This window comes from Amphritea atlantica, assembly GCF_024347255.1.
GTDB classification, from domain to species: domain Bacteria; phylum Pseudomonadota; class Gammaproteobacteria; order Pseudomonadales; family Balneatricaceae; genus Amphritea; species Amphritea atlantica.
In genome coordinates this window covers 2292260-2315725 of the sequence record NZ_AP025284.1, presented here as the reverse complement: position 1 = coordinate 2315725, position 23466 = coordinate 2292260, and the positions used below count along the sequence as shown (strand labels likewise).

18 protein-coding genes are annotated in these 23466 nt (G+C 51.7%); 6 read left to right on the top strand and 12 right to left on the bottom strand.

What is annotated here, in order from left to right; all coding sequences use genetic code 11:
- Positions 1-31 precede the first annotated feature (31 nt).
- The 4 genes from OCU43_RS10595 to cysS form a co-directional block, all read right to left on the bottom strand.
- Positions 32-742 carry a glycosyltransferase family protein gene (locus OCU43_RS10595; RefSeq protein ID WP_091358566.1) on the bottom strand — a complete coding sequence of 237 codons (711 nt, stop codon included), beginning with the start codon at positions 740-742 and terminating at the stop codon, positions 32-34.
- Positions 743-832: 90 nt separating this feature from the next.
- Positions 833-1744, bottom strand: a complete 912-nt coding sequence (locus OCU43_RS10590; RefSeq protein WP_091358564.1) for a radical SAM protein — start codon at positions 1742-1744, stop codon at positions 833-835.
- Positions 1745-1753: 9 nt separating this feature from the next.
- Positions 1754-2422, bottom strand: a complete 669-nt coding sequence (locus OCU43_RS10585; protein WP_091358563.1) for a TIGR04282 family arsenosugar biosynthesis glycosyltransferase — start codon at positions 2420-2422, stop codon at positions 1754-1756.
- Positions 2423-2493: 71 nt separating this feature from the next.
- Positions 2494-3879: a cysteine--tRNA ligase gene (cysS, locus tag OCU43_RS10580; RefSeq protein ID WP_091358625.1), complete on the bottom strand. Its 1386-nt coding sequence runs from the start codon at positions 3877-3879 to the stop codon at positions 2494-2496.
- 269 nt (positions 3880-4148) lie between these two features.
- Here cysS and nifJ point away from each other — a divergent pair, with 269 nt between their 5' ends.
- Together nifJ and OCU43_RS10570 are read left to right on the top strand one after the other, a co-directional pair.
- Positions 4149-7766, top strand: coding sequence for a pyruvate:ferredoxin (flavodoxin) oxidoreductase (nifJ, locus tag OCU43_RS10575; protein ID WP_245756572.1), 3618 nt, complete (start codon positions 4149-4151; stop codon positions 7764-7766).
- 202 nt (positions 7767-7968) lie between these two features.
- Positions 7969-8502, top strand: coding sequence for a hemerythrin domain-containing protein (locus tag OCU43_RS10570; RefSeq protein ID WP_091358558.1), 534 nt, complete (start codon positions 7969-7971; stop codon positions 8500-8502).
- Between the two features lie 61 nt (positions 8503-8563).
- On the opposite strand, the gene OCU43_RS10565 is transcribed toward OCU43_RS10570, so the two are convergent.
- A complete protein-coding gene (locus OCU43_RS10565; protein WP_091358556.1) occupies positions 8564-10246 on the bottom strand; it encodes a glutamine--tRNA ligase/YqeY domain fusion protein in 1683 nt (560 codons plus the stop codon).
- A 204-nt stretch (positions 10247-10450) separates the two neighbouring features.
- On the opposite strand from OCU43_RS10565, the gene OCU43_RS10560 reads away from it, so the two are divergent.
- The gene (locus tag OCU43_RS10560; protein ID WP_091358554.1) at positions 10451-10960 is read left to right on the top strand and encodes a peptidylprolyl isomerase; all 510 of its coding nucleotides are present in this window, start codon (positions 10451-10453) and stop codon (positions 10958-10960) included.
- A complete protein-coding gene (locus OCU43_RS10555) occupies positions 10960-11676 on the top strand; it encodes a UDP-2,3-diacylglucosamine diphosphatase (protein WP_091358551.1) in 717 nt (238 codons plus the stop codon). The genes OCU43_RS10560 and OCU43_RS10555 overlap by 1 nt, the downstream gene beginning before the upstream one ends.
- Positions 11677-11789: 113 nt before the next feature.
- Here OCU43_RS10555 and OCU43_RS10550 read toward each other — a convergent pair whose 3' ends face one another.
- Positions 11790-12413 carry a LysE family translocator gene (locus OCU43_RS10550; protein ID WP_091358548.1) on the bottom strand — a complete coding sequence of 208 codons (624 nt, stop codon included), beginning with the start codon at positions 12411-12413 and terminating at the stop codon, positions 11790-11792.
- A gap of 94 nt (positions 12414-12507) precedes the next feature.
- Between OCU43_RS10550 and OCU43_RS10545 the strand changes: the two genes are divergently transcribed.
- On the top strand, positions 12508-13431 hold the full coding sequence (locus OCU43_RS10545; protein ID WP_217647431.1) for a LysR family transcriptional regulator: 924 nt from the start codon (positions 12508-12510) through the stop codon (positions 13429-13431).
- Between the two features lie 505 nt (positions 13432-13936).
- Complete coding sequence (locus tag OCU43_RS10540; RefSeq protein WP_091358541.1) at positions 13937-15526, top strand: cation:proton antiporter domain-containing protein; 1590 nt, start codon at positions 13937-13939, stop codon at positions 15524-15526.
- A 24-nt stretch (positions 15527-15550) separates the two neighbouring features.
- On the opposite strand, the gene OCU43_RS10535 is transcribed toward OCU43_RS10540, so the two are convergent.
- The 6 genes from OCU43_RS10535 to OCU43_RS10510 all read right to left on the bottom strand — a co-directional run bounded on the left by OCU43_RS10535 (position 15551) and on the right by OCU43_RS10510 (position 23393).
- Entirely contained in the window at positions 15551-15910 is a 360-nt protein-coding gene (locus OCU43_RS10535) for a VOC family protein (protein WP_091358538.1), read from the bottom strand.
- A 580-nt stretch (positions 15911-16490) separates the two neighbouring features.
- The gene (gene prpF / locus OCU43_RS10530) at positions 16491-17672 is read right to left on the bottom strand and encodes a 2-methylaconitate cis-trans isomerase PrpF (RefSeq protein ID WP_091358534.1); all 1182 of its coding nucleotides are present in this window, start codon (positions 17670-17672) and stop codon (positions 16491-16493) included.
- Positions 17673-17844: 172 nt separating this feature from the next.
- On the bottom strand, positions 17845-20454 hold the full coding sequence (gene acnD / locus OCU43_RS10525; RefSeq protein ID WP_091358531.1) for a Fe/S-dependent 2-methylisocitrate dehydratase AcnD: 2610 nt from the start codon (positions 20452-20454) through the stop codon (positions 17845-17847).
- A 74-nt stretch (positions 20455-20528) separates the two neighbouring features.
- On the bottom strand, positions 20529-21659 hold the full coding sequence (gene prpC / locus OCU43_RS10520) for a bifunctional 2-methylcitrate synthase/citrate synthase (protein WP_091358528.1): 1131 nt from the start codon (positions 21657-21659) through the stop codon (positions 20529-20531).
- Between the two features lie 135 nt (positions 21660-21794).
- Positions 21795-22685, bottom strand: a complete 891-nt coding sequence (gene prpB / locus OCU43_RS10515) for a methylisocitrate lyase (protein WP_091358524.1) — start codon at positions 22683-22685, stop codon at positions 21795-21797.
- A 3-nt stretch (positions 22686-22688) separates the two neighbouring features.
- A complete protein-coding gene (locus OCU43_RS10510; RefSeq protein ID WP_091358521.1) occupies positions 22689-23393 on the bottom strand; it encodes a GntR family transcriptional regulator in 705 nt (234 codons plus the stop codon).
- Positions 23394-23466 lie beyond the last annotated feature (73 nt).

Sequence of the window (23466 nt, the reverse complement as noted above, 5' to 3'; positions counted from 1 at the left end):
ATTGCAATGAGAGCTGTGCAGAAGACAGCGGTTAATCTGTTAACCACTTGCTTTTCAACAGCCGCCAGAGTTGTGGCAGAGCCTGCCTGATCCAGTAGAACTGATACTTCAGCGTCAGTTGCCCCCAACCCGTGCTGGCGTATTTACGCGCACTGGTGATCAGTTCCACACCGGTATTGGCTAATTGTACGCCCTGTTGATGGGCTCGCCAGACAAACAGATGATCTTCACCATACACTGCTTCGACCGGATAACCACCCAAGCGTTCAAATTGCCTGGCCGAAAGGCAGAACCCCTGGTCACCAAAGGGTAAGCCCAAATAGCGTGACCGCAGATTGGCCCCCAGACTATTGAGGCACACCGGTCCTGCGCCGTCGCTCAGGAAGCGCAGATTAAAATAGTGCAGCGCATCAGGCCGGCGTGTCAGGCTCTGATTAAGCATCTGCCACTGACGATGGGAGAGTTGACTATCCAGATGAAGAAACCAGATATACCCGGACTCAACCTGTCGCGCCCCCGCATTCAACTGCTTGGCACGCCCCGCTTCAACGGTTAAAGCATCAATCTGATCACTGGTGGGTAAGCGCGAAATAAGATGTTCAGAGGCCGGGCAAAAAACAAAAATGATTTTTTGTGCCTGCTGCAGACAGGCAAGCTGGCCGAGCATCGGCTGCAGACTGGTTTCGGCCGGACCGACCGGAATCACGACAGAGATACTATGCTGACACACCTGATCGCTCATTAAACTATATCATTTACTAAAATATCGCTGACTGAAATATCCGGAGAAACCAGGCTAAGCATCACTGCCTGACTATGCTTCATTACATAACTAAGTTTCACTACATGAAGCACCATACCGGAAACAACTAAAGCAGCGGTGGTGTTTCATGCTGATCTGCTGCTCCAGTGCCTGACGCAGATTATCACCCATATCATACTCAGGATCGTCATCTACCAGCGTACAGGCATAGACCCGCATCCGGCCATTTTGCTTCACCACCATCTTACTGAACGCGCACATAAAGCTGTTACGGGTCTCTTCGGTGTGATAGTGGGTCATGCAGTGAGTGGTGATATCCGGTCCATGACCATGACTGCCTGGGGGAAGAAAGTCCGGGAAGGCGACAAACTTAGTCTCAGCCGGTAGTCCGCGAGAGACTAATATGTCCCGATAGGACTGCTCTACCTCCACAGAGTTCTCTGTTTCTGCCATATGACGCGCCACCGATACATGAAAGCCCATATCGTGAAGCGCTTTCATCCCCTTCAGCGCAAGGTCAAACATCCCCTCACCCCGGCCGGCATCATGTTCAGCCTCGATGTGTGAATCGATACTGACACGAAAACTCACCGGGTAACGGCTCTGTAACAAAGGCACCAGTTGATGCAGACGTTTTTGCAGTGCATCGGTGCCATTGGTCAGTACCAGACAGGGAGCGTGCTCAGAAGCACGCTGGAGAATCCTGATGAGGTCTTTGGCCAGAAAAGGCTCGCCACCGGTAAAGGAGAACTGTTCAACGCCCAGTTCAAGGGCCTGATCGATATAGGGCGTCACGTCCTCAAGCTTCAGCAGTTGCAGCCGATGATCGCCGGGTCCCGAACCCTCAAGACAGAAGTCGCAGCTGAGATTGCAGGCCGTTCCGGTATGAAACCACAACTCTTTCAACAGATGAGGGCGAATATAACCCCGATCAGAACCATCAGCTGTTGTATACCAGTCACGACTCCGTATCCGTTCCATATAAACCCCTTACCTCTCTTTGAGTAAAACCTGTAACAGTTGTAACAGCTGTTGCCGGGCAGGACGGGAGTCATATGCAAGTGTTCCCAGCAGCCGGCGCAAATCAGCTTCAGTATCCACATCGTAGCCCGTGGAGCTGAAAGCAACCTGAAAATCGGCCGCTTCACATACACAGGCCAGTTGCGCCCCCAGCTGTGGGGTACTCCAGGGCAGGTTTTCCAACACTGGCCAGGGGGTTCGCCCGCCCATCGCGGTGACACCGCCATCTTCGGCAGGTGAAAGCACAATATCACTCTGCTGCTGTAACTGGCAAAGCTCAGCATAATGCTGAGCGTTGTGTTCCGGCGCATCGGTACCGATAAACAGCAACTGTTCAATCCCCTGCTGTCGCACAATCCGATCCACATAGTTCAGTTTTGCCCCCAGATTGCCTTCGCACTGAGGCACCACCTGACATTCCCGCAACAGCAGATCTTCTGCCCACTGGCGATCAGCTTCACTGCCGGGTGAAAGAACGACCGGTCCCGGCCAGCTTCTGGCATCCTCAAGGGCGCAATTGAGCAACGCACAGGCAACCTGATAGGCGGCATCTTTACCCAGTGTCGCGGCGATGCGCTGCTTACCCTGACCATGCAATGGCCGTTTACAAAAGATAACCAGTGTTGGCTGCTGACTCATCTATCCATCCTTTAAACAGAAAAAAGGCAGCCACTTGCTGCCTTTAAAAACTACTTAATATTCGGGTTTAGTTAGCCTTCACGAAACCAGGTGGTTCCTTCGCGACTATCTTTAAGAATAATCCCCTGGGCGACCAGATCTTCCCGAATCTGATCAGCAGCGGCGAAATCCTTCGCTTTCTTCGCATCAGCGCGCTGCTGAATCAACGCTTCGATCTGTTCCGGGGTAATCTCACCGGCTTTACTTTCACCCTGTAAAAACGCGTCGGGGGACTGCTGTAAAAGACCAAGAATACCACCCAGTTGCTTTAACTGGGCGGCCAGTGCCGGCGCTTTCGCATCGCCAGAACGTGAGGCGGTGTTAAGTTCGTTAACCAACTCAAACATAACCGCCAGGGCTTTAGGGGTGTTGAAATCATCATCCATCGCCGCATAAAAACGAGCGTCGTAGTCGTTATCCAACTCAGCAGGTTTCGCTTCAACCCCATTCAGCGCCTGATAAAACCGTTCCAGTGCACTACGTGCCTCTTTCAGACTGCTTTCCGAGTAATCGATATAACTGCGATAATGTACGGAGGACAGGAAGTAACGGACCACTTCAGCATCGTATTTTTCCAGCACGTCACGAATGGTAAAGAAGTTGCCCAGTGACTTGGACATCTTCTCGGCGTTTACCCGTACAGCCCCGGCGTGCATCCAGGTATTGACAAATTTAACCCCGTTCGCTGCTTCGGACTGGGCGATCTCATTTTCATGGTGCGGGAACGGCAGGTCTGGGCCCCCACCATGGATATCAAAGGTATCACCCAGGCAGCATTTAGACATCGCTGAACACTCAATATGCCAGCCAGGACGGCCTGCACCCCAGGGGGATTCCCAGCTCACCTCACCCGGCTTAGCGGCTTTCCAAAGCACAAAATCCAGCGGACTCTCTTTGGCATCCTGAACCTCAACCCGGGCACCGGAGCGAAGCTCATCGACATTTTTGTTGGTCAGCTTGCCATAGTCGGCAAACTTCTCAACCCGATAATAGACATCTCCATTAGCGGCGGCGTAAGCATATCCCTTTTCAATCAGTACCTGCACCATATCGATAATATCCTGCATATGAGCAGTCGCACGGGGCTCACGGTCCGGGCGCAGAACACTGAGTTTATCTTCATCGTCGTGCATCGCCTCGATCATACGATCTGTCAACTGATCAGGACGTTCGCCATTCTCCTGAGCCCGCTTAATGATCTTGTCATCAACATCGGTGATGTTGCGAATATAGTTAACATCCCAGCCTCGGGCCCGCAGATATCGGGTAATCACGTCAAACGCCACCATCACCCGTGCATGTCCGATATGACAGAAGTCGTATACGGTGATACCGCATACATACATATTGATCTTGCCCTCTTCCAGTGGCTGGAACGGGGCTTTTTCTTTGGTCAGGGTGTTATAGATCTGCAACATCGGAATTCGCTTATGAGTCAGGTCAGGATGAAGTTCAGTGAAAAACAGGCTGACCATTATAGAGGAAACCGGCGGGGATTTAACAACCTGATTAAAATTACTTTTATCGCGCAGCAGAGAGTTGACTATTTGTCTCAAAATGAGGGATCTGGTCGTTGATCCAGAACAGTTCCTGCCACAATTGCTGCAATATTAGTTAAAACAACACAGACTTATAAGAATAAACTAATATAGTAAGTTGACGTTTTAGCATGCCCGGGAGTACCACAATGAACAGCCCAGTTAAAGATACCAGGCAAACCCGAATGATGGATGGCAACGAAGCCGCCGCCTATATTGCCCATCACCTCAATGATGTTATCGCGATCTACCCGATCACACCGGCTTCACCCATGGGGGAGATGAGCGATAGCTGGAGTGCCGACGGAGTCAGGAACCTCTGGGGCGTAGTACCCGATGTGATTGAGTTACAAAGTGAAGGTGGGGCCGCCGGTGCGGTTCACGGAGCTTTGCAGGCCGGGGCAAAAACCACTACTTTTACGGCCTCTCAGGGGTTACTGCTTAAAATCCCGAATATGTATAAGATTGCCGGAGAGCTGACGCCGACTGTTTTTCATATTGCTGCCCGCTCGCTGGCGACCCACGCCCTGTCTATCTTCTGTGACCATAGTGATGTGATGGCTACCCGGTCAACCGGTTTCGCGATGCTTGCTTCCAACTCGGTACAGGAGGTGATGGATATGGCCACCATCGCCGAGATGTCTACTCTGGAGGGGCGGGTACCACTGCTACATTTTTTTGATGGCTTTCGTACCAGCCATGAAGTCAGCAAAGTCGAAGTGGTCACCGAAGCGATGCTGCGACAGCTGATCAATATGGAGCGGGTACGGGATTGCCGCAACCGGGCACTGTCCCCCGACCATCCTGTAGTACGGGGTACCTCACAGAACCCGGATATCTTTTTCCAGGCCCGGGAAGCCTGCAACCCCTATTACGATGCCTTCCCTGAGATCGTCCAACAGGCGATGAACCGCTTTGCCGAAGTGACGGGTCGTCAGTACCAGCTTTATGAATATGAAGGGGCCAGGGATGCCGAGTCGGTGATTGTTCTGATGGGGTCTGGTGCGGAAACCGCCAGCGAAACTGTCGACTTTATCAATCGCAACGGCGGCAAGACCGGGGTACTGAAAGTCCGCCTGTTCCGCCCCTTCGATGCAGCCCGTCTGCTCAATGCCCTGCCTGACAGTGTAAAACAGATCGCAGTACTGGATCGCACCAAAGAGCCCGGTGCCGACGGTGAGCCGCTGTACAAAGATATCGCCACGGCATTTATGCAATCAATCCTGTCCGGAAAACTAACCGCAGATAAGCTTCCGAAACTCCTGGGTGGACGTTTCGGTCTCTCCTCAAAAGAGTTTACCCCGGCAATGATTCGCGGCGTATTTGATGAGCTGGCCAGGCCGCAGAGTAAAAACCTGTTTACCGTCGGCATCGATGACGACCTGACCCACACCAGCATCAGTTATGACCCCCACTTTATTACCGATGCTCATAAAGATGCCTATCAGGCGGTATTTTATGGTCTGGGCGCTGACGGGACAGTCAGCGCCAATAAGAACAGTATTAAAATCATCGGCGATCAGGAGGGCTATTATGCGCAGGGGCACTTTGTTTATGATTCGAAGAAATCCGGCGCAGTAACCGTTTCCCATCTGCGTTTTGGACCACACAAGATTCATTCGGCCTATGAGATACAGGAGGGACAGGCAGATTTTGTCGCCTGTCACCAGCCTCGCTTCCTGAGCCTTTATCCGATGCTGGAAAAAGCCCGTCATGGCGCGGTATTTCTCTTGAACAGCAGCGCTGCACCGGATGAACTCTGGGACACCCTGCCCGAAACCGTCCAGCAACAGCTGATCGAAAAGCAGATCCGCCTGTATGCTATCGATGCCTACCGGGTCGCAACCGAATGCGGTATGGGTAAACGAATCAATACCATTATGCAGAGCTGCTTCTTTAAAATTTCCGGTATTCTGCCAATTGATCGGGCAATCTCGCTGATCAAAGACGCTGTCAGGAAATCCTATAGCAGCAATCCGAAAGTGGTTGAGTTGAACCTCAATGCAATTGATGCCAGTCTCAGCCAGCTGCATGAAATTAAGGTTCACGAGCGGGCCACCAGCCGCATTCCGATGCATGAACTGAGTGCCAATCGCGCCAATGACTTTGTTCGCCAACTGACCGCAGAACTGATTGCCGGTCACGGTGACCGGATACCGGTCAGCGCCCTCTCTGCTGATGGCACCTGGCCCACCGGCACCACCGCATTCGAAAAACGCGATCTGGCGACTGAGCTGCCGCTGTGGGATGAGGATCTGTGCACCCATTGCGGTAAATGTGTACTGGTCTGCCCTCACAGCGTTATCCGCAGCAAGATTTTTGATAAGTCATTGTTGCAGGAAGCACCCGATGGTTTCCGCGCGGTGCCGGTGAAAGGCGCCAAAGATTTCCCGGAAAACAGCTTTATCAGCTATCAGGTCTCCCCTTCTGACTGTACCGGCTGTACCCTTTGCGTTGATATCTGCCCGATTGTTGATAAGCAACATCCGGAGCACAAAGCAATCAACATGGTACCAAAGGAGCAAACTTACGAGGTGGAAAAAGACAACTGGGAGTTTTTCCTGTCACTGCCAGAGTTTGACCGCACCACACTCAAAAACACGACCCTCAAGGGCTCGATGGTATTTCAGCCTCTGTTCGAGTTCAGCGGAGCCTGTTCCGGCTGTGGTGAAACCTCCTATATTCGCCTCGCCAGTCAGCTATTTGGCGACCGGATGCTGGTCGCCAACGCTACCGGTTGCTCATCTATCTATGGCGGCAACCTGCCCACCACTCCCTGGACCAAAAACCCCGATGGCCGCGGGCCTGCCTGGAACAACTCTCTGTTTGAAGATAATGCCGAATTTGGGCTGGGTATGCGGGTCGCGCTGGATAAACAGAAAGCTTATGCCATCAGCCTGCTGCAGGAATTAAAGGATAAACTTGATCCTGAACTGGTTGAGTCGCTGCTGACGGAAACAGAAGCAGATGAAGCCGGCATTGAGCACCAGCGCCAGTCAGTCGAAAAGCTTAAACTCGCGTTGGATAGTCTCAGCGATCATTCGGAGATCGGTGACAAAGCGGTTGAACTGCGCCATCTTGCTGATCAGCTCAGCCGTAAAAGCGTCTGGATTATCGGCGGAGATGGCTGGGCATATGATATCGGCTTTGGCGGACTTGACCATGTACTGGCTTCAGGACGCAACGTCAATATCCTGGTATTGGATACTGAGGTGTATTCCAATACCGGCGGTCAGACATCCAAGGCAACACCGATTGGCGCAGTCGCTAAATTTTCTGCGTCCGGCAAATCGGTCGCGAAAAAAGATCTGGCCCGCATCGCCATGGACTACGAGCATGTCTATGTGGCCCATGTGGCTTATGCTGCCAAAGACGTTCAGACCCTGCGGGCATTTCTCGAAGCGGAATCCTATGATGGTCCGTCCCTGATTATCGCCTACTCCCCCTGTATCGCTCACGGCTTCGAGATGAAAGATAACCATCTGCATCAGCAGTTAGCCGTCGATAGCGGTCACTGGCCGCTGTTCCGCTACGACCCTCGTCTGGCAGATCAGCATAAAAATCCACTGAAAATGGACTCCAAACCGCCATCCATTCCCTATTCTGAGTTTGCCCGCCGGGAGACCCGCTTCAACTCGCTGTTAAAAGCGCATCCCGTTGAGGCCGCGGCCTTTCTCGATAAGGCACAACACGATGTCAGCGAACGTTACAAGCGTTATCAGCAGATGGCAGAGATGGACTGGGAGGAAGCGCCATCACCGGAGTAACCGGATAAACAGGGCTGGTTCACCGGGCTCAATCTGCAGTTTGAGCCCGGCCCTTAATATGATACAAAATTGATCATGATCATGAAATATTAGTAACATAAAGTATAATATTGAACTATCCAAACACCGGACCCCCTTAACGCAAAAGGGCGATATCCGTGTGACACAGGGTAAACCCCTGCCTTAAAGAGAAGGTGAATCAATGAACACTAAACCATCCAGCCCTACCGATGACTTTTCCCAATGTCATATCTCTATCATTAAGAACTTTGAACAGCTTGGAAAACTGGGCAATTCAGAGATCACCGATCCGGTCCAGCCAGAGACCAGCCAAGTTGCGCAAAAACTGATTACCTTTTTCCACGAAGTAGTGCTCAATCATCATCAGGAAGAGGAGCAGGAACTATTTAATATCGTGATGGACTGCGCCAGCCCGGGTGAAGAGTTGCAACAAACATCGATGATGGTGAAGCGGCTGACCGAAGAGCACCGCAATCTGGAAAAAGAGTGGAAAAAAATCGAGCCGGATCTTAAAAAACTGGCGAAAGGCAGGTTTGTCGAACTGGACAGGCAAGCCGCGACAGGGATGTCTGAGCATTACCTGCTGCATGCGAAATATGAGGAATCATTCTTTCTGCCCCTGTCAGCAGAAATTCTCAAAAATACCGATCTTGAGTCCCTGGGACTCAGTCTGCACACCCGTCATAACCTGCACAAGACCCCCGGCTATATCTGACAGATACAACAACGGCTACCTATGGGTAGCCGTTTTTTGTTTCAGACTGTCTGACGCTGAATTATTTTTTCCAGGTATCGCGCAGTCCGATCGTCTTGTTAAATACCGGGGTCTCCGGTGTGTGCTGGTAACGATCCGCAACGAAATACCCCTCACGCTCAAACTGGAACGCGGTTTCAGGAGCGGCATTGATCAGTCCGGGTTCAACCCAGCAATTATCAATCTCCCGGAAAGAGTCCGGGTTAATATTGTTCAGGAAGTCCCCCTCTCCCTTATCAGGAGATTCAACATTGAAGAGACGATCATAGATACGCACTTTCGCCTGCTTACCCTCAGTTGCTGACACCCAGTGCATCACCCCCCGTGGTTTGATCCCCCCTTCAGGATTTTCCCCTACGGTACCCGGAAGCAGTGAAGCATGAACTTCAATGATCTCACCAGCGGCATCTTTAACCACCTCATCGGCTTTGATCACATAAGCACTGCGCAAACGCATATAGTCACCTGGCACCAGCAAACGGAACTTCTTCCGTGACAGCGTTGAGTCTTCGCTGAAGTCAGCCCTATCGATATAAAGTTCCCGGGTAAACGGCAGTTCACGACTACCCATCTCTTTTTGCGGATGCACCGGAGCGCTGAGCATCTCCACTTCGCCTTCCGGAAAGTTGGTAATGATCAGTTTAAGCGGATTCATCACACACATTGCCCGCGCGGCATTGTCGTTCAGGTCTTCACGGATAAAGAACTCAAACTGGGCCATATCCACGGTACCATCGGTTTTAGCGACCGCCAGACTGTCACAGAAATTGCGCACTGCCTGCGGGCTGTAACCCCGTCGACGCATCCCCTGAATGGTTGGCATCCGGGGATCATCCCAGCCACTCACATGGCCTTCATCCACCAGTTGCTTCAGCTTACGCTTACTGGTCACGGTGTAGTTGATGTTCAGGCGGCCAAACTCATATTGGCGCGGGGTACTCGGCACCGGCAGATTTTCAATAAACCACTCATACAGCGGGCGATGATCGGCAAACTCCAGAGTACAGATGGAGTGAGTGACCCCCTCAATAGCATCTTCCTGGCCATGGGCGAAATCGTAGCTGGGGTAGATACACCACTTGTCTCCCGTCTGATGATGGTTTTGCTTACGAATACGATAAAGAATCGGGTCCCGCAGGTTCATGTTCGGCGAGGCCATATCGATCTTGGCACGTAACACCCGGCTGCCTTCGTCAAACTCACCATTTTTCATCCGCTCCAGCAGATCGAGATTTTCCTCGGCTGACCGCTCACGGAACGGGCTGTTCTTACCCGGCTCAGTCGCCCAGCCCCGGTACTCACTGGCCTGCTCAGGGCTGAGATCACATACATAGGCTTTGCCAGCCTTAATCAGATGCTGTGCCCAGGCGTAAAAAGTATCAAAATAATCAGAGGCGTAACGTACTTCACCCGCCCAGCTGAAACCAAGCCAGCGCACATCATCCATTATCGCGTCGACGTATTCCTGTTCCTCTTTGCCCGGATTGGTGTCGTCAAAACGCAGGTTGCATTCGCCGTTGTACTTTTCTGCAGTACCAAAGTTCAGGCAGATCGACTTAGCATGACCGATGTGCAGATAGCCATTTGGCTCAGGCGGAAAACGTGTAACCACTTTTTCCAGTCCCTGCTGCTGGTCCTGTTCGATAACCTGATGAATAAAGTTGGTAGGTTGTTTCACAGTATTGCTGGCGTCGTTATTGCTCATAGAGGCTTCTTAAACTTCCGTCTGATATCAAGTAGGCCGATATTATAGACAGATGGCCTGCATACAACCATAAGTAAGCCGAAATTAATCAGTTAGTTATCAGATTAATTCTTTAGTATAATAAGCCCCATTGAATCGACACAAAAAACTCTCAGTCAAACCAACTAGATGAAAATAACTAGTTAAAACAAAGGGATCGTAAGCATGATCGTACTGCACACTAACTTCGGCGATATCACTATAGAACTGGATTATGAAAAAGCGCCTAAGTCAGCAGAAAACTTCGAAAACTATGTTAAAGATGGCTTTTACGATGGTGTTATTTTTCACCGGGTTATTGATGGCTTTATGATTCAGGGTGGTGGTTTTGAACCCGGTATGGTCAGCAAGCAAACAGCTGGGAGCATCGAGAACGAAGCGGATAACGGCCTGCAGAACAAACGCGGTACTCTGGCGATGGCCCGCACTATGGATCCTCACAGCGCATCGGCTCAATTCTTTATTAACGTCAGCGATAACACCTTCCTCGACCATACGGCTAAAACCACAGAAGGCTGGGGCTATGCCGTATTCGGTAAAGTGACTGAAGGTATGGATGTGGTTGATAAGATAAAAGGGGTTTCTACCACCTTCCGTGGCGGACATCAGGATGTTCCTGCCGAAGATGTGATCATCAACTCTGCTGAAGTTGTGGCTGCTGATAGCGCTGAATAATGCGAACACTGTTTATATCCGATCTTCATCTTCACAGCGGACGCCCGGATCTTACCCGGGCGTTACTGCATTTCCTGGCTACCACAGCAAAAGAGTGCGACCAACTCTACATTCTTGGTGATCTGTTTGAGGCCTGGATAGGCGATGATTTTATCCCGGATGATCTGCAACCGGTTGTCGATGCACTGAACACTCTCTCCCGGTCAGGCTGTGAGATATTTTTTCAGCATGGCAACCGGGACTTTCTGATTGGCAGTCGATTTGAAGAACTGACCGGTGTTCAGATTCTGGACGATAGCGAAGTCATTCAACTGGCATCGGGTCCTGCCCTGCTTATGCATGGCGATCAGTTATGCACTGATGACCATGCCTATCAGGCGCTGCGTCAGCAGCTGCGAAACCCGCAATGGCAACAGGCGGTGCTGACCAAGTCTGTCGAAGAGCGACTGGAGATGGCGAAACAGCTCCGCATGGCCAGCGAGACTCAGACCGCAGACAAAAGCACCGAGATCATGGATGTTAACCAGCAGGCAGTACTGGCCGCGATGGCCGAATCGAACTGTGACCTGCTGATCCACGGCCACACCCATCGCCCGGCAGTACACTCGCTTGAAGGGGGTAAGCGGCGTATCGTCCTTGGAGACTGGGATAAGTCTGGCTGGTATCTTGAAGCGTCAAAACAGGGTGAGAAATTAATCGTATTTGATCTTATCTAATCAAAAGTTAAAATTACAATTATCAAATGCAAATATTGATAATTCAATTAATTTCTCCTCCTCTTTATAGCGATTCCGACGGCTGCATCTTCACCCTATCAATAATGACACAGCTAGACTCGGGTGAAGATGACCTTCAGCCCCAGTACAATCATCGTTGCGCCGAGCAACCGATCGATGTGATATCCAAATCTCTTAAACCGGCGGTTGATACCCGGATTTGACAGCAGAGTGACAACAGCTGAAAACCACATCAGCTGAATCAGCATCATCCAGGCACCGTACACTGCTATCTGAACTAACGGCATCTCTGGTGACAAAACAACCGTGAACAGGGATATGAAATACACCGGCGCTTTCGGATTAAGAACATTACAGACAAAACCGGTTATGATATGACGACTTGCTGGAATATCGACTGCAACGGCTTTCGGCGGCTGAACTATTCCAGACGAGCTCCGCACGCCCACTATTCCCAGATAAATCAGATAGCTTCCGCCGAGGATTTTAATCACCCAGAGTGCTGTCTCTGAGTTTGCCAGCACTGCGGCTAACCCCAGGCTGGAGTAAAATATATGCACTGACAATCCTAAAGCGATGCCGATACTGCACATAAACCCTGCTTTTCTGCCGTTTGTTAATGTCTGCTGCGAAACCAGTACAAAATCAGGCCCCGGAGACGCCGCGGCCAGAAAGTGCACTGCACTGATCAATGCTAAACCTTGCAAAAGATCCATAACACACCCCAAAAAAGTAATTAATCGACTGATTAACGATATATGATTAACAATCAGTTGATTATTCCCCTTATCTGGAATGGATTTTTGTTGTATGCGCAAGAATGAACAGTATTCACTGATGTACGAGATGGCTGTTTTCGTTGAGGTGGTAAACAGGGGGAGTTTCACCGCTGCGGCCGGGGCTCTTGGCAGTTCGACCTCATCTGTTAGCCGAAGTGTTACGAAGCTGGAAAATCAGCTTTCCACAAACCTGTTACAGCGTACAACCCGCAAGTTACGACTGACCAGTAGTGGCGAGCAGGTATACACCCGCTGTAAACAGATGATAGAAGGGGCGGAGCTGGTGTTGGACATCTGCGATAGCCTGAAACAGGAGATTGAAGGCGACATCAGTATCTGCGTCCCCAAGGCCGTTGGCAGCACAGTGATTCACCCCCTGCTGCCGGAGTTTCTTCAGCGTTATCCGAAAGTGAATGTGCAAATGAATCTCGATGACCGTGCTCTGGATCTGATCGACAATGGTATCGACCTGGCATTAAGGATCACCGATCAGCCACCACCGGGGTTGATGGGCCGGGAGCTTTTCCGGCTGGACCACGTGATATGCGCCTCTATGGAGTATCTGCAACAGCATGGGCTCCCGGAGCACCCAAAAGAGCTGAAAGACCACAGTTGTATCTATCTGGGTAATAACCCGGCTGACAGCCGCTGGCGATTGAAGAAAGATGGGCAGATCATCGATATTGATGTCAGAGGCCGGTATGCAGCCAATCACACCCAGGTACGTCTTGATGCGGTCAAACGAGGGATCGGTATCGGCACATTACCCGATTTTACCGCCCGACCCGATCTCGAGGCAGGAAATATTATTCAGCTATTTCCTGACTGGGAGTTTATCACCAACTATCAGGGCGGTGTCTGGGTTCTGTATCCCCCGACCCGTCATCTGCCACAGCGGTTAAGGGTTCTGGTGGACTTTCTGAAAGAAAAACTGCTTAACCCTGGTGTAAGTTAAATGCGTGAATTTAAATGCTTAGAACTGAGTGTTTAAAGTCTACAGATTAAAACTAACTTAACTAGCGTATCAGTCACGCGTCATCCATGCTCTCAAATCACTCTTGTACGGTGGTACTGAACTAGAAGAAACTCCGTTTGCTCAACATCAATGAGGCTGTTGTGACTGGCCGTAAAACGACCTCAGACCCGATTCTGTATAATGGCACGCTGCATATCTTTCACGCGCTTAGCGGCGGTTAGTCTGCCATAATCCATCTTAAGCTCTGCGTCAGCACCAGTCAGTTTAAGTAGTCAACTGAGCTTATCCCGCCAGACTGCAACGCAACTAAAACGATCACATCCCCTTAAGGCTTAACTCTCTGGAACCGACTATGTATGTTAACGAAACTGTTTAAACCGATTCATCATATGCAAACAGCATATAGGGTTTTGTCACCCGATAAGTGTTAGCATAGTCCTATCTTGCATTAATAAATATTATGTAATTACAAAGACTTATATCTATGGATTTTATCTGGGTTCTGTTCGCTTTTCTGTGTGGTCTGTCGCTTAAAGTTATTGGGATGCCGCCCTTAATTGGCTTTTTGCTGGCGGGCTTTCTGCTGCACTTTCTCGGCATTGAGCCCACCGAAAGCCTGGATACCCTTGCTGATCTCGGCATCACCCTGATGCTGTTTACCATTGGCCTTAAACTGCACATTGGCGATCTGCTCCGGCGTGAAGTGTGGGCCAGTACGCTCAGCCATATGGCGTTGTGGATCCTGGTATTTGGTTCTTTTGTCCTGTTGATGGCGGTTGTTGCTGTGCCCTATTACAGCGGCCTCGATCTGACCACGGCGGCCCTGCTCGGCTTCGCCCTCAGTTTTAGCAGTACGGTCTGTATCGTTAAGCTGCTGGAAGAAAACGGGGAGATGAAGACCCGTCATGGGCAGCTGGCGATCGGTGTATTGGTGATGCAGGATATCGTAGCGGTGCTGTTTCTGGTGGTTGCCACCGGAAAGCTGCCATCGATCTGGGCTCCGCTTCTGTTCGCACTGATCTTTGCCCGCCCAATACTCTACAAATTACTGGATAAAGCCGGACACGGTGAGTTGCTCCCCTTAACCGGTTTTTTCTTCGCCCTCGGGGGCTACGAACTTTTCCAGTTGGTCGGTGTTAAGGGGGATCTCGGGGCGCTGGTATTTGGCATACTTCTGGCCCAGCACACTAAAGCCTCAGAATTAACCAAGTCACTGCTCAGCTTTAAGGATCTGTTTCTGATCGGCTTTTTTCTGTCGATCGGATTTACCGCATTGCCAACCTGGTCAATGCTGGGCACTGCCGCACTGATCTCTCTGCTGATCGGCATTAAGTTCGTGCTCTTCTTTGCCATTCTTACCCGCCTCAGACTGCGCAGTCGCACCGCCTATCTGGCCTCACTGGCCCTGAGTAACTTTAGTGAGTTTGGCCTCATTGTTGCGGCCCTGAGTGTCGATTCCGGCTGGCTTAGCCGCGAATGGCTGGTGATTCTTGCGCTGGCAGTATCACTGTCTTTTGTGCTGACCAGCGTTCTTTATCCCCGCGCACATCGTTTTTACATGCAACATAAAGATTATCTGAAACGCTACGAAAACAGCCACCGCCTGAAAGCAGATATTATTGAACAGTTTCCCCATGCAGAGGTTCTGGTCATCGGTATGGGCCGGGTTGGAAAAGGGGCGTATAAAGCATTACAGAATATTATTGACCACCGGGTCGCCGGGCTCGATTCAGACCGCTTCAGAGCCGCAGAGCTGCAGCAGAAAGGTTTGAATGTCTGCTTTGGCGATGGTGAAGATGCCGATTTCTGGGAAAGCTTTAATACCTCTGATATTAAACTGATACTGCTGGCCCTGCCCTCCATCGAAGATAGCCGTAATATTACCATCCAACTGGCAAACTGCGGTTATCAGGGCCAGATTGCCGCCATTGCCCGCTATGAAGATGACCGGCAAAAGCTGCTGGATGCTGGCATCGATAAAGTGTTTAACTTCTACAGAGAGGCCGGTAGCGGTTTTGCAGAAGACAGTTTGCGACTGATATCAAGCGACTATAAGCCGCAATCGCAGGGCTAATAGTCCTGTTACTGTAGTAACGGTTCAACCGGCAGGCTGATCAGACCAGACCGCAAACTCGTTGCCGCCGGGCTCTATAAAATGAAAACGGCGTCCACCGGGAAACTCAAAGATCCCTTTACAGATATCACCCCCATGGCTTGCAACTTTTGCCAGGGTTTGTTCAAGATCGCCACTATAAAACACCAGTAGCGCACTGCCCTTTTCCTGACTTGCAGTCTGGTCTGAAGTAAAGAATCCCCCCTCAAGACCCTGTTGATCAAATGCACTGTAATCGGGACCATAATCGGTAAAGTGCCAGCCAAACACATCGGTGAAAAAACCTTTTGAACCCTCAAGATCCGTCGAACCAAACTCTACGTAATTAAGCTTTTCATGCTGCATATCTATCGCCTCTCTCCTTTTAAGTTATACAAAATAGTCCCTGACATTGGCTGCCTAAATAGTAGAGTATAGAGGATCATATGGCATTGTAGGAGCCACATCCTGCGGCGATAAAACAATATACAGGCACGGACTATCGCCGCGGGGGCGCGCCTCCCACACCACAGAGACACCTCCACACCGGACATCGAGAGAATTTATGGATTAATTGTATTGTAGGAGCCGCATCCTGCGGCGATAGAACAATTCACAGGCACGGACTATCGCCGCGGGGGCGCGCCTCCCACACCACAGAGAGACCTCCACACCGGACAACGAGAGCATTTTGGGTTAATTGTATCGTAGGAGCCGCATCCTGCGGCGATAGAGCAATTCACAGGCACGGACTATCGCCGCGGGCCGTGCTTCCCTCTCCACCTATGGCAGAATAAAAAAAAGACCCTGCACTTGCGTACAGGGCCTAAGCGTGAAGTGAAACGAACAGTCCTTGATAGGGAGGCCTGAACGTCTGACTGCCACTTCGACATTGGTAACATTCTGCAGATACCCTCTGTGCAGAATGAAAAATAGGTTTTAGCGCTTAGAAGCTATCTCCGGGAATGCGTACAAACCCTTCCATCAGCACCCGTGCGCTGCGGCTCATGACCGCTTTAGTGGCGCTCCAGTCACCATTGGCCTGCTGCTCTGCGGCGGCACCGACACGCAGGGTGCCTGAGGGGTGGCCGAAGGTGACTGAATCACGCTCTACTCCACCGGCTGCCAGGTTCACCAGAGTACCCGGTACCGCGGCAGCGGTGGCGATGGCAACTGATGCAGTGCCCATCATCGCGTGGTGCAGTTTACCCATGGACAAAGCCCGTACACAGACATCGATATCATCCGCAGAGATCTGCTTACCACTGGAGGATACATAGGCGGTTGCTGGCGCAACAAAGGCTACCTTGGGCGTATGCTGACGGGCTGCCGCTTCAGAGATATCACTGATAAGCCCCATCTTCAGCGCACCATGAGCCCGAATGGTCTCAAAACTTCCCAGCGCTGCTGCATCGGAGTTAATATCTTTCTGCAGCTCGGTACCGGTGTAACCGATATCTGAGGCGTTAAGAAAGATGGTTGGAATACCCGCATTGATCATTGTCGCTTTTAAGGTGCCGATGCCCGGAACCTCAAGATCATCCACCAGATTACCCGTAGGGAACATTGACCCTTCGCCATCGGCAGGATCCATAAATTCGATCACCACCTCTGCTGCCGGAAACGTCACGCCATCCAGTTCAAAATCACCGGTTTCCTGCACCTCACCGTTGGTCATTGGCACATGGGCGATAATGGTTTTACCGATGTTTTTTTGCCAGATCCGCACGGTACAGACCCCATTGTCAGGAATCCGCTCAGCGTCAACCAAACCATTACTGATGGCGAACGCCCCTACCGCTGCGGTCAGGTTGCCGCAGTTGCCAGACCAGTCGACAAACGCTTTGTCGATCGCCACCTGACCAAACAGATAATCCACATCGTGACCGGGTTCGCTGCTCTTATCCAGGATCACCGTTTTGCTGGTACTCGAGGTTGCGCCACCCATGCCATCAATCTGCTGACCATAGGGATCGGGACTGCCGATCACCCGCAGTAAGATATTGTCGCGGGCTTCACCCGGCTGCTGTGCTGCTGCCGGCAGATCCTGACGACGGAAGAAAACACCTTTACTGGTACCGCCACGAATATAGGTCGCGGGGATTTTTACCTGAGGGACAAATGCCATTTTTACATTCCTGTGTCTCTGAGCGTCATTCAAAAACGAGACTCGTGTTCAGAAAACTCTTAATAAGATCAGATAGATAAAAGCTTTTATTAAATACGCTTATTAAAAATTCTCTTGCATCAAATAGCAGAGCCGGAAGAGTGCATATCCGGCCCTGCACAGCGGTTAACGCTTATGCGTTGGCTTCCAGGAAGTCCTGCGCAAAGCGCTGCAACACACCACCAGCACCGTAAACATGGACCTCTTCAGCGGTATCCAGGCGACAGGTCACCGGAATCTCAACCACCTCGCCATTGCGACGGGTCATCACCACGGTCAGATCACAACGTGGGCTGATCTCGCCAACCACATCGTAGGTTTCTGTGCCATCGATGCCGTAGGTATTGCGGTTATCACCGGCTTTAAACTCCAGCGGTAATACCCCCATACCAACCAGGTTGGTACGGTGAATACGCTCAAAACCTTCCGCAACGATCGCTTCAACACCCGCCAGACGAACACCTTTGGCGGCCCAGTCACGGGAAGACCCCTGACCGTAATCGGCACCGGCAATGATGATCAGCGGCTGTTTACGCTGCATATAGGTTTCAATAGTTTCCCACATCCGCATCTGGGTACCTTCCGGCTCCAGACGTGCCAGAGAGCCCTGGATAATCTCGCCATTCTCATCCCGGCACATCTCATTGAGTAGTTTCGGGTTGGCGAAAGTTGCCCGCTGAGCGGTCAGGTGATCCCCCCGGTGGGTTGCGTAAGAGTTGAAGTCCTCTTCCGGCAGGCCCATCTTGGCGCAGTATTCACCGGCAGCACTGGAAGCCTGGATCGCGTTAGAAGGCGACAGGTGATCTGTGGTGATGTTGTCACCCAGTACCGCCAGCGGACGCATCCCCTTCATGGTTCGCTCACCAGCCAGTGCGCCTTCCCAGTAAGGTGGACGACGGATATAGGTTGTCTGTGGACGCCAGTCATAGAGTGGGCTGGGTGAACGCTCTGCTGCGCCCAGGTCAAACATAGGAATATACACCTGATTGAACTGTTCCGGCTTCACGGCGCTGGCAACAATCGCGTCGATCTCTTCATCACTTGGCCAGATATCTTTCAGGGTAACCGCATTGCCCTCTTTGTCGGTCCCCAAGACATCGTTTTCAATATCGAAACGGATGGTACCGGCAATCGCATAGGCGACGACCAGTGGCGGAGATGCCAGGAATGCCTGCTTGGCATAGGGATGGATCCGACCATCAAAGTTACGGTTACCCGATAGTACTGCCGTCGCATACAGATCGCGGTCAACGATCTCCTGCTGAATCACCGGATCAAGCGCCCCGGACATACCGTTACAGGTGGTGCAGGCATAGCCAACAATACCGAAGCCCAGTTTTTCCATCTCGGGCAGAAGACCCGCTTCTTCAAGATAGAGTTTGGCTACCCGGGAGCCCGGCGCAAACGAGGTTTTAACCCAGGGCTTGCGCAGCAGTCCCAGCTCATTAGCTTTCCTGGCAACCAGACCGGCAGCAACCACATTGCGCGGGTTCGATGTGTTGGTACAGCTGGTAATGGCGGCGATGATAACTGCGCCGTCAGGCATCAGGCCATCCGCTTCTTCTGCCTGAGCAGCGGCCAGCATCGTATCACTGGAGATACCGCGCTCGTGCAGGGCTGAGGTCGGCAAACGGCGATGTGGGTTAGACGGCCCCGCCATATTGCGGACCACCGTTGACAGATCAAACTCCAGTACCCGTTCGTACTGAGCATCAACCAGATCATCAGCCCACAGGCCGGTTTCTTTGGCATACTGTTCAACCAGCGCAACCTGTTCCGGCTCACGACCGGTCAGCTTAAGATATTCAATGGTCTGCTCATCGATATAGAACATACCGGCAGACGCACCGTATTCAGGAGTCATATTGGAGATCGTGGCACGATCACCGATCGACAGCGTTGCAGCTCCCTCGCCGAAGAACTCCAGATAGGCGGAAACCACTTTCTCATTACGCAGAAACTCAGTAATCGCCAGCACCATATCGGTAGCGGTAATCCCCGGCTGGCGTTTGCCCACCAGTTTAACGCCGATAATGTCCGGCAGACGCATCATAGAGGGACGGCCCAGCATCACGGTTTCAGCTTCCAGACCACCGACACCGATAGCGATAACACCCAGAGCATCAACATGAGGGGTGTGGCTGTCGGTACCCACACAGGTATCCGGGAAGGCAACACCGTCACGGGCCTGAATCACCGGAGACATCTTCTCCAGGTTGATCTGGTGCATGATACCGTTACCGGCCGGAATCACATCAACGTTATCAAACGCGGTTTTACACCACTCGATAAAGTGAAAACGGTCATCGTTACGACGATCTTCAATATCACGGTTCTTCTGAAAAGCATCGGGATCGAACCCTGGTGCTTCAACAGCCAGCGAATGGTCAACAATCAGTTGGGTTGGTACAACCGGATTCACTTTGGCCGGGTCTCCCCCCTGATCAGCAATAGCATCCCGCAGACCTGCCAGGTCGACCAGTGCGGTCTGACCGAGGATGTCGTGACAGACAACACGGGCCGGATACCAGGGAAAGTCGAGATCCTGTTTACGCTCAATCAGTTGGTTCAGTGAAGCGGTCAGTGCTTCGGGTTCACAGCGACGCACCAGTTGTTCAGCCAGTACGCGGGAGGTGTAAGGCAGCGTTGCATAAGCACCGGGCTTGATCGCATCGACCGCCGCACGGGTGTCGAAGTAATCCAGGCCGGTACCTGCTAACGGTTTACGGTATTCAGTATTCATATCACACCATTAAATTCTTAGTTAGGGAAAGGGCTGATCGTTAACTCAGCCCCTCTCCTCTCAGCCAGTTCGGCTTACGGACGATCGGCGATATCGATCCACTCGGCGCTGGTTGGGCCGCTGTAGTCAGCTGATGGGCGGATAATGCGGTTATTGGCCCGCTGCTCCATCACATGTGCAGTCCAGCCTGCCGCCCGGGAGCAAACAAAGATCGGGGTAAACAGCTCGGTAGGAATGCCCATGAAGTTGTAGGCAGAGGCATGGAAGAAGTCAGCGTTACAGAACAGTTTCTTCTCCCGCCACATTACCGCTTCCACCCGCTCAGATACGGCGTACAGATACTCATCACCCACCTGCTCTGAAAGCTTTTTCGACCACTCTTTAATGATCGCATTACGGGGATCAGAATCACGGTAGATCGCATGGCCAAAGCCCATGATCTTATCTTTACGCGCCAGCATCGCCATGATTTCGGCTTCCGCCTCGTCCGGAGAACGCCAGTCCTGAATCATCGCCATCGCCGCTTCATTAGCACCACCATGCAGGGGGCCACGCAGGGAACCAATGGCAGCGGTCACGCAGCTATGGATGTCTGATAGCGTTGAAGCACACACCCGGGCAGTAAAGGTTGAGGCGTTAAACTCATGCTCGGCATAAAGAATCAGCGAGGCATGCATCACATCAACATGCAGTGGTTCAGGCTTTTTGTCGTGCAGAGTCCAGAGGAACTGTTCACCGATCGAATTGGCATCGGTTTCTACATCGATACGCTTGCCGTTGTGGCTGAAGTTGTACCAGTAGTTAATCATGCCTGGGAAAACCGCCAGCATCCGGTCAATATGATCGTGCTGCTCGGTAAAATCCTGTTCGGTTTCCAGATTGCCCAGCATGGAGCAACCGGTACGCATCACATCCATCGGATGAGCATCCGCGGGGATCTGTTCCAGCACCGTTTTAAGCGCGTCAGGCAGCGCCCGCATCCCTTTCAGGCGGGCTTTATAAGCATCCAGTTCACCCTGATTTGGCAGCTTGCCATACAGCAACAGGTATGCAACCTCTTCAAACTGCGCCTTGTCAGCCAGCTCTTTGATATCGTAGCCACGGTATGTCAGACCTGCGCCGCTCTGACCAACGGTACATAGTGCCGTTTCACCAGCGGACTGACCACGCAGACCCGCACCACTTAATTTCTTAGCTTCTGCCATCCTATCTTCTCCTCTCTGCTTTCGGGCCTGAAAAGTGTGTTTACCCGTTACAGTATTATTTGCTTTGACTCTGTCGATCTTCCCGCTTTAACGCTCAGCGGGAGTTAGCTCACCGGGTTTCAGCGCTGCGGCTGATTACTTGTTTTTACCTTCCTGAAACAGCGCATCCAACTTCTGTTCAAAGTCGTGGTAGTTGAGGAAATCGTAAAGGTCCATACGGGTCTGCATCGTGTCGACAACCGCTTTCTGGTCCCCATCACGCAGAATCGCTTCAAATACATTCAGGGCAGCCAGGTTAGCCGCACGGAAGGCTGACAGCGGATACAACACCATAGTTGCGCCGTTAGCGGCCAGCTCCTCAGTATTAAACAGCGGTGTCGCACCAAACTCAGTGATGTTGGCCAGCAGATGTGCGCCGTTGATACCATCAGAGAACGCCTGGTAATCATCCAGGGTGTGAACCGCTTCGGCGAAGATACCGTCGGCACCAGCTTCCAGACAGGCCTGCGCACGTTCAACGGCAGCATTCAGCCCTTCCATCTGAAACGCATCGGTACGGGCGATCAGGAAGAAGTCATCGTCGGTCTTCGCATCAACAGCGGCTTTCACACGGTCAACCATCTCTTCCAGAGAGACGATCTCTTTATTAGGACGGTGGCCACAACGTTTCTGCGCTACCTGATCCTCAATATGACAACCTGCCGCACCGAACTTAGTCATCTCTTTGATGGTTCGGGCGATATTGAATGCCCCACCCCAACCGGTATCGATATCAACAATCAGCGGCGTTTCCACAGCGCTGGTGATACGGCCCACATCGGCCAATACGTCATTCATCGATGTCATGCCCAGATCGGGAAGACCGTAAGAGTGGTTAGCAACGCCGCCACCGGACAGATAGATCGCTTTGTGGCCAACACGCTCAGCCATCATCGCATGATAGGCGTTAGTGGTACCCACGATCTGCAGTGGATTGGTCTCTTCTAATGCTTTGCGGAAACGTCCGCCAGCGGTCAGTTTGCTCATAGGTTATTCCCTCTCTTCTTTGTTCGTTGGGTTCAGACGTTCTTCAATATTACGGCGCGCCCGGCCTATATGCCGACGCATCAGCAGTTCTGCCAGCTCGCCATCCCTCTCTTCGATCGCATCCAGGATGCGATGATGTTCCTTCAGGGCACGTTGCGGACGTGATTTAGAAACGCTGAACTGGTAACGGTACATGCGTACCAGGTGATAAAGCTCACCACCCAGCAACTCAAACAGTTTAGAATTTTTACTGGACTGAACGATGCGGTAGTGAAAATCCAGGTCGCCCTCTTTCTGAAAATAGGCGCGGCCATCAATCTCCTGGATGTTTCGCTCATGCTGATAAAGCAGTTCCCGCAGGCTGTTGATCTCATCTGTCGACATATTGTCGGCCGCCAGTCGACAGGCCATGCCCTCAAGCGCTTCACGAATCCGGTAGATCTCAACTAACTCTTCCGGGCTCAGCGACACCACACGGGCCCCCACATGGGGAATCCGGACCACCAGACGCAAGCCTTCGAGCTGGCGGATCGCTTCGCGTAAAGGCCCCCGGCTGATGCCGTAGGTGCGCGCCAGTTCCGGTTCACTGATCTTTTGTCCCGGAGGGATATCACCGCGAACAATGGCGGTAATCAGTTGGCCACTGACACGATCTGCCAGGGTGCGTACTTCGCTTGAGGTATCGTTTAATTCTATGATCTCTGCCATTACAACCTTCTCGATGGATTGTCGACAATCTTGTTATTTGGCTAACAATACAGAGCAACTACTGCATCGTCAA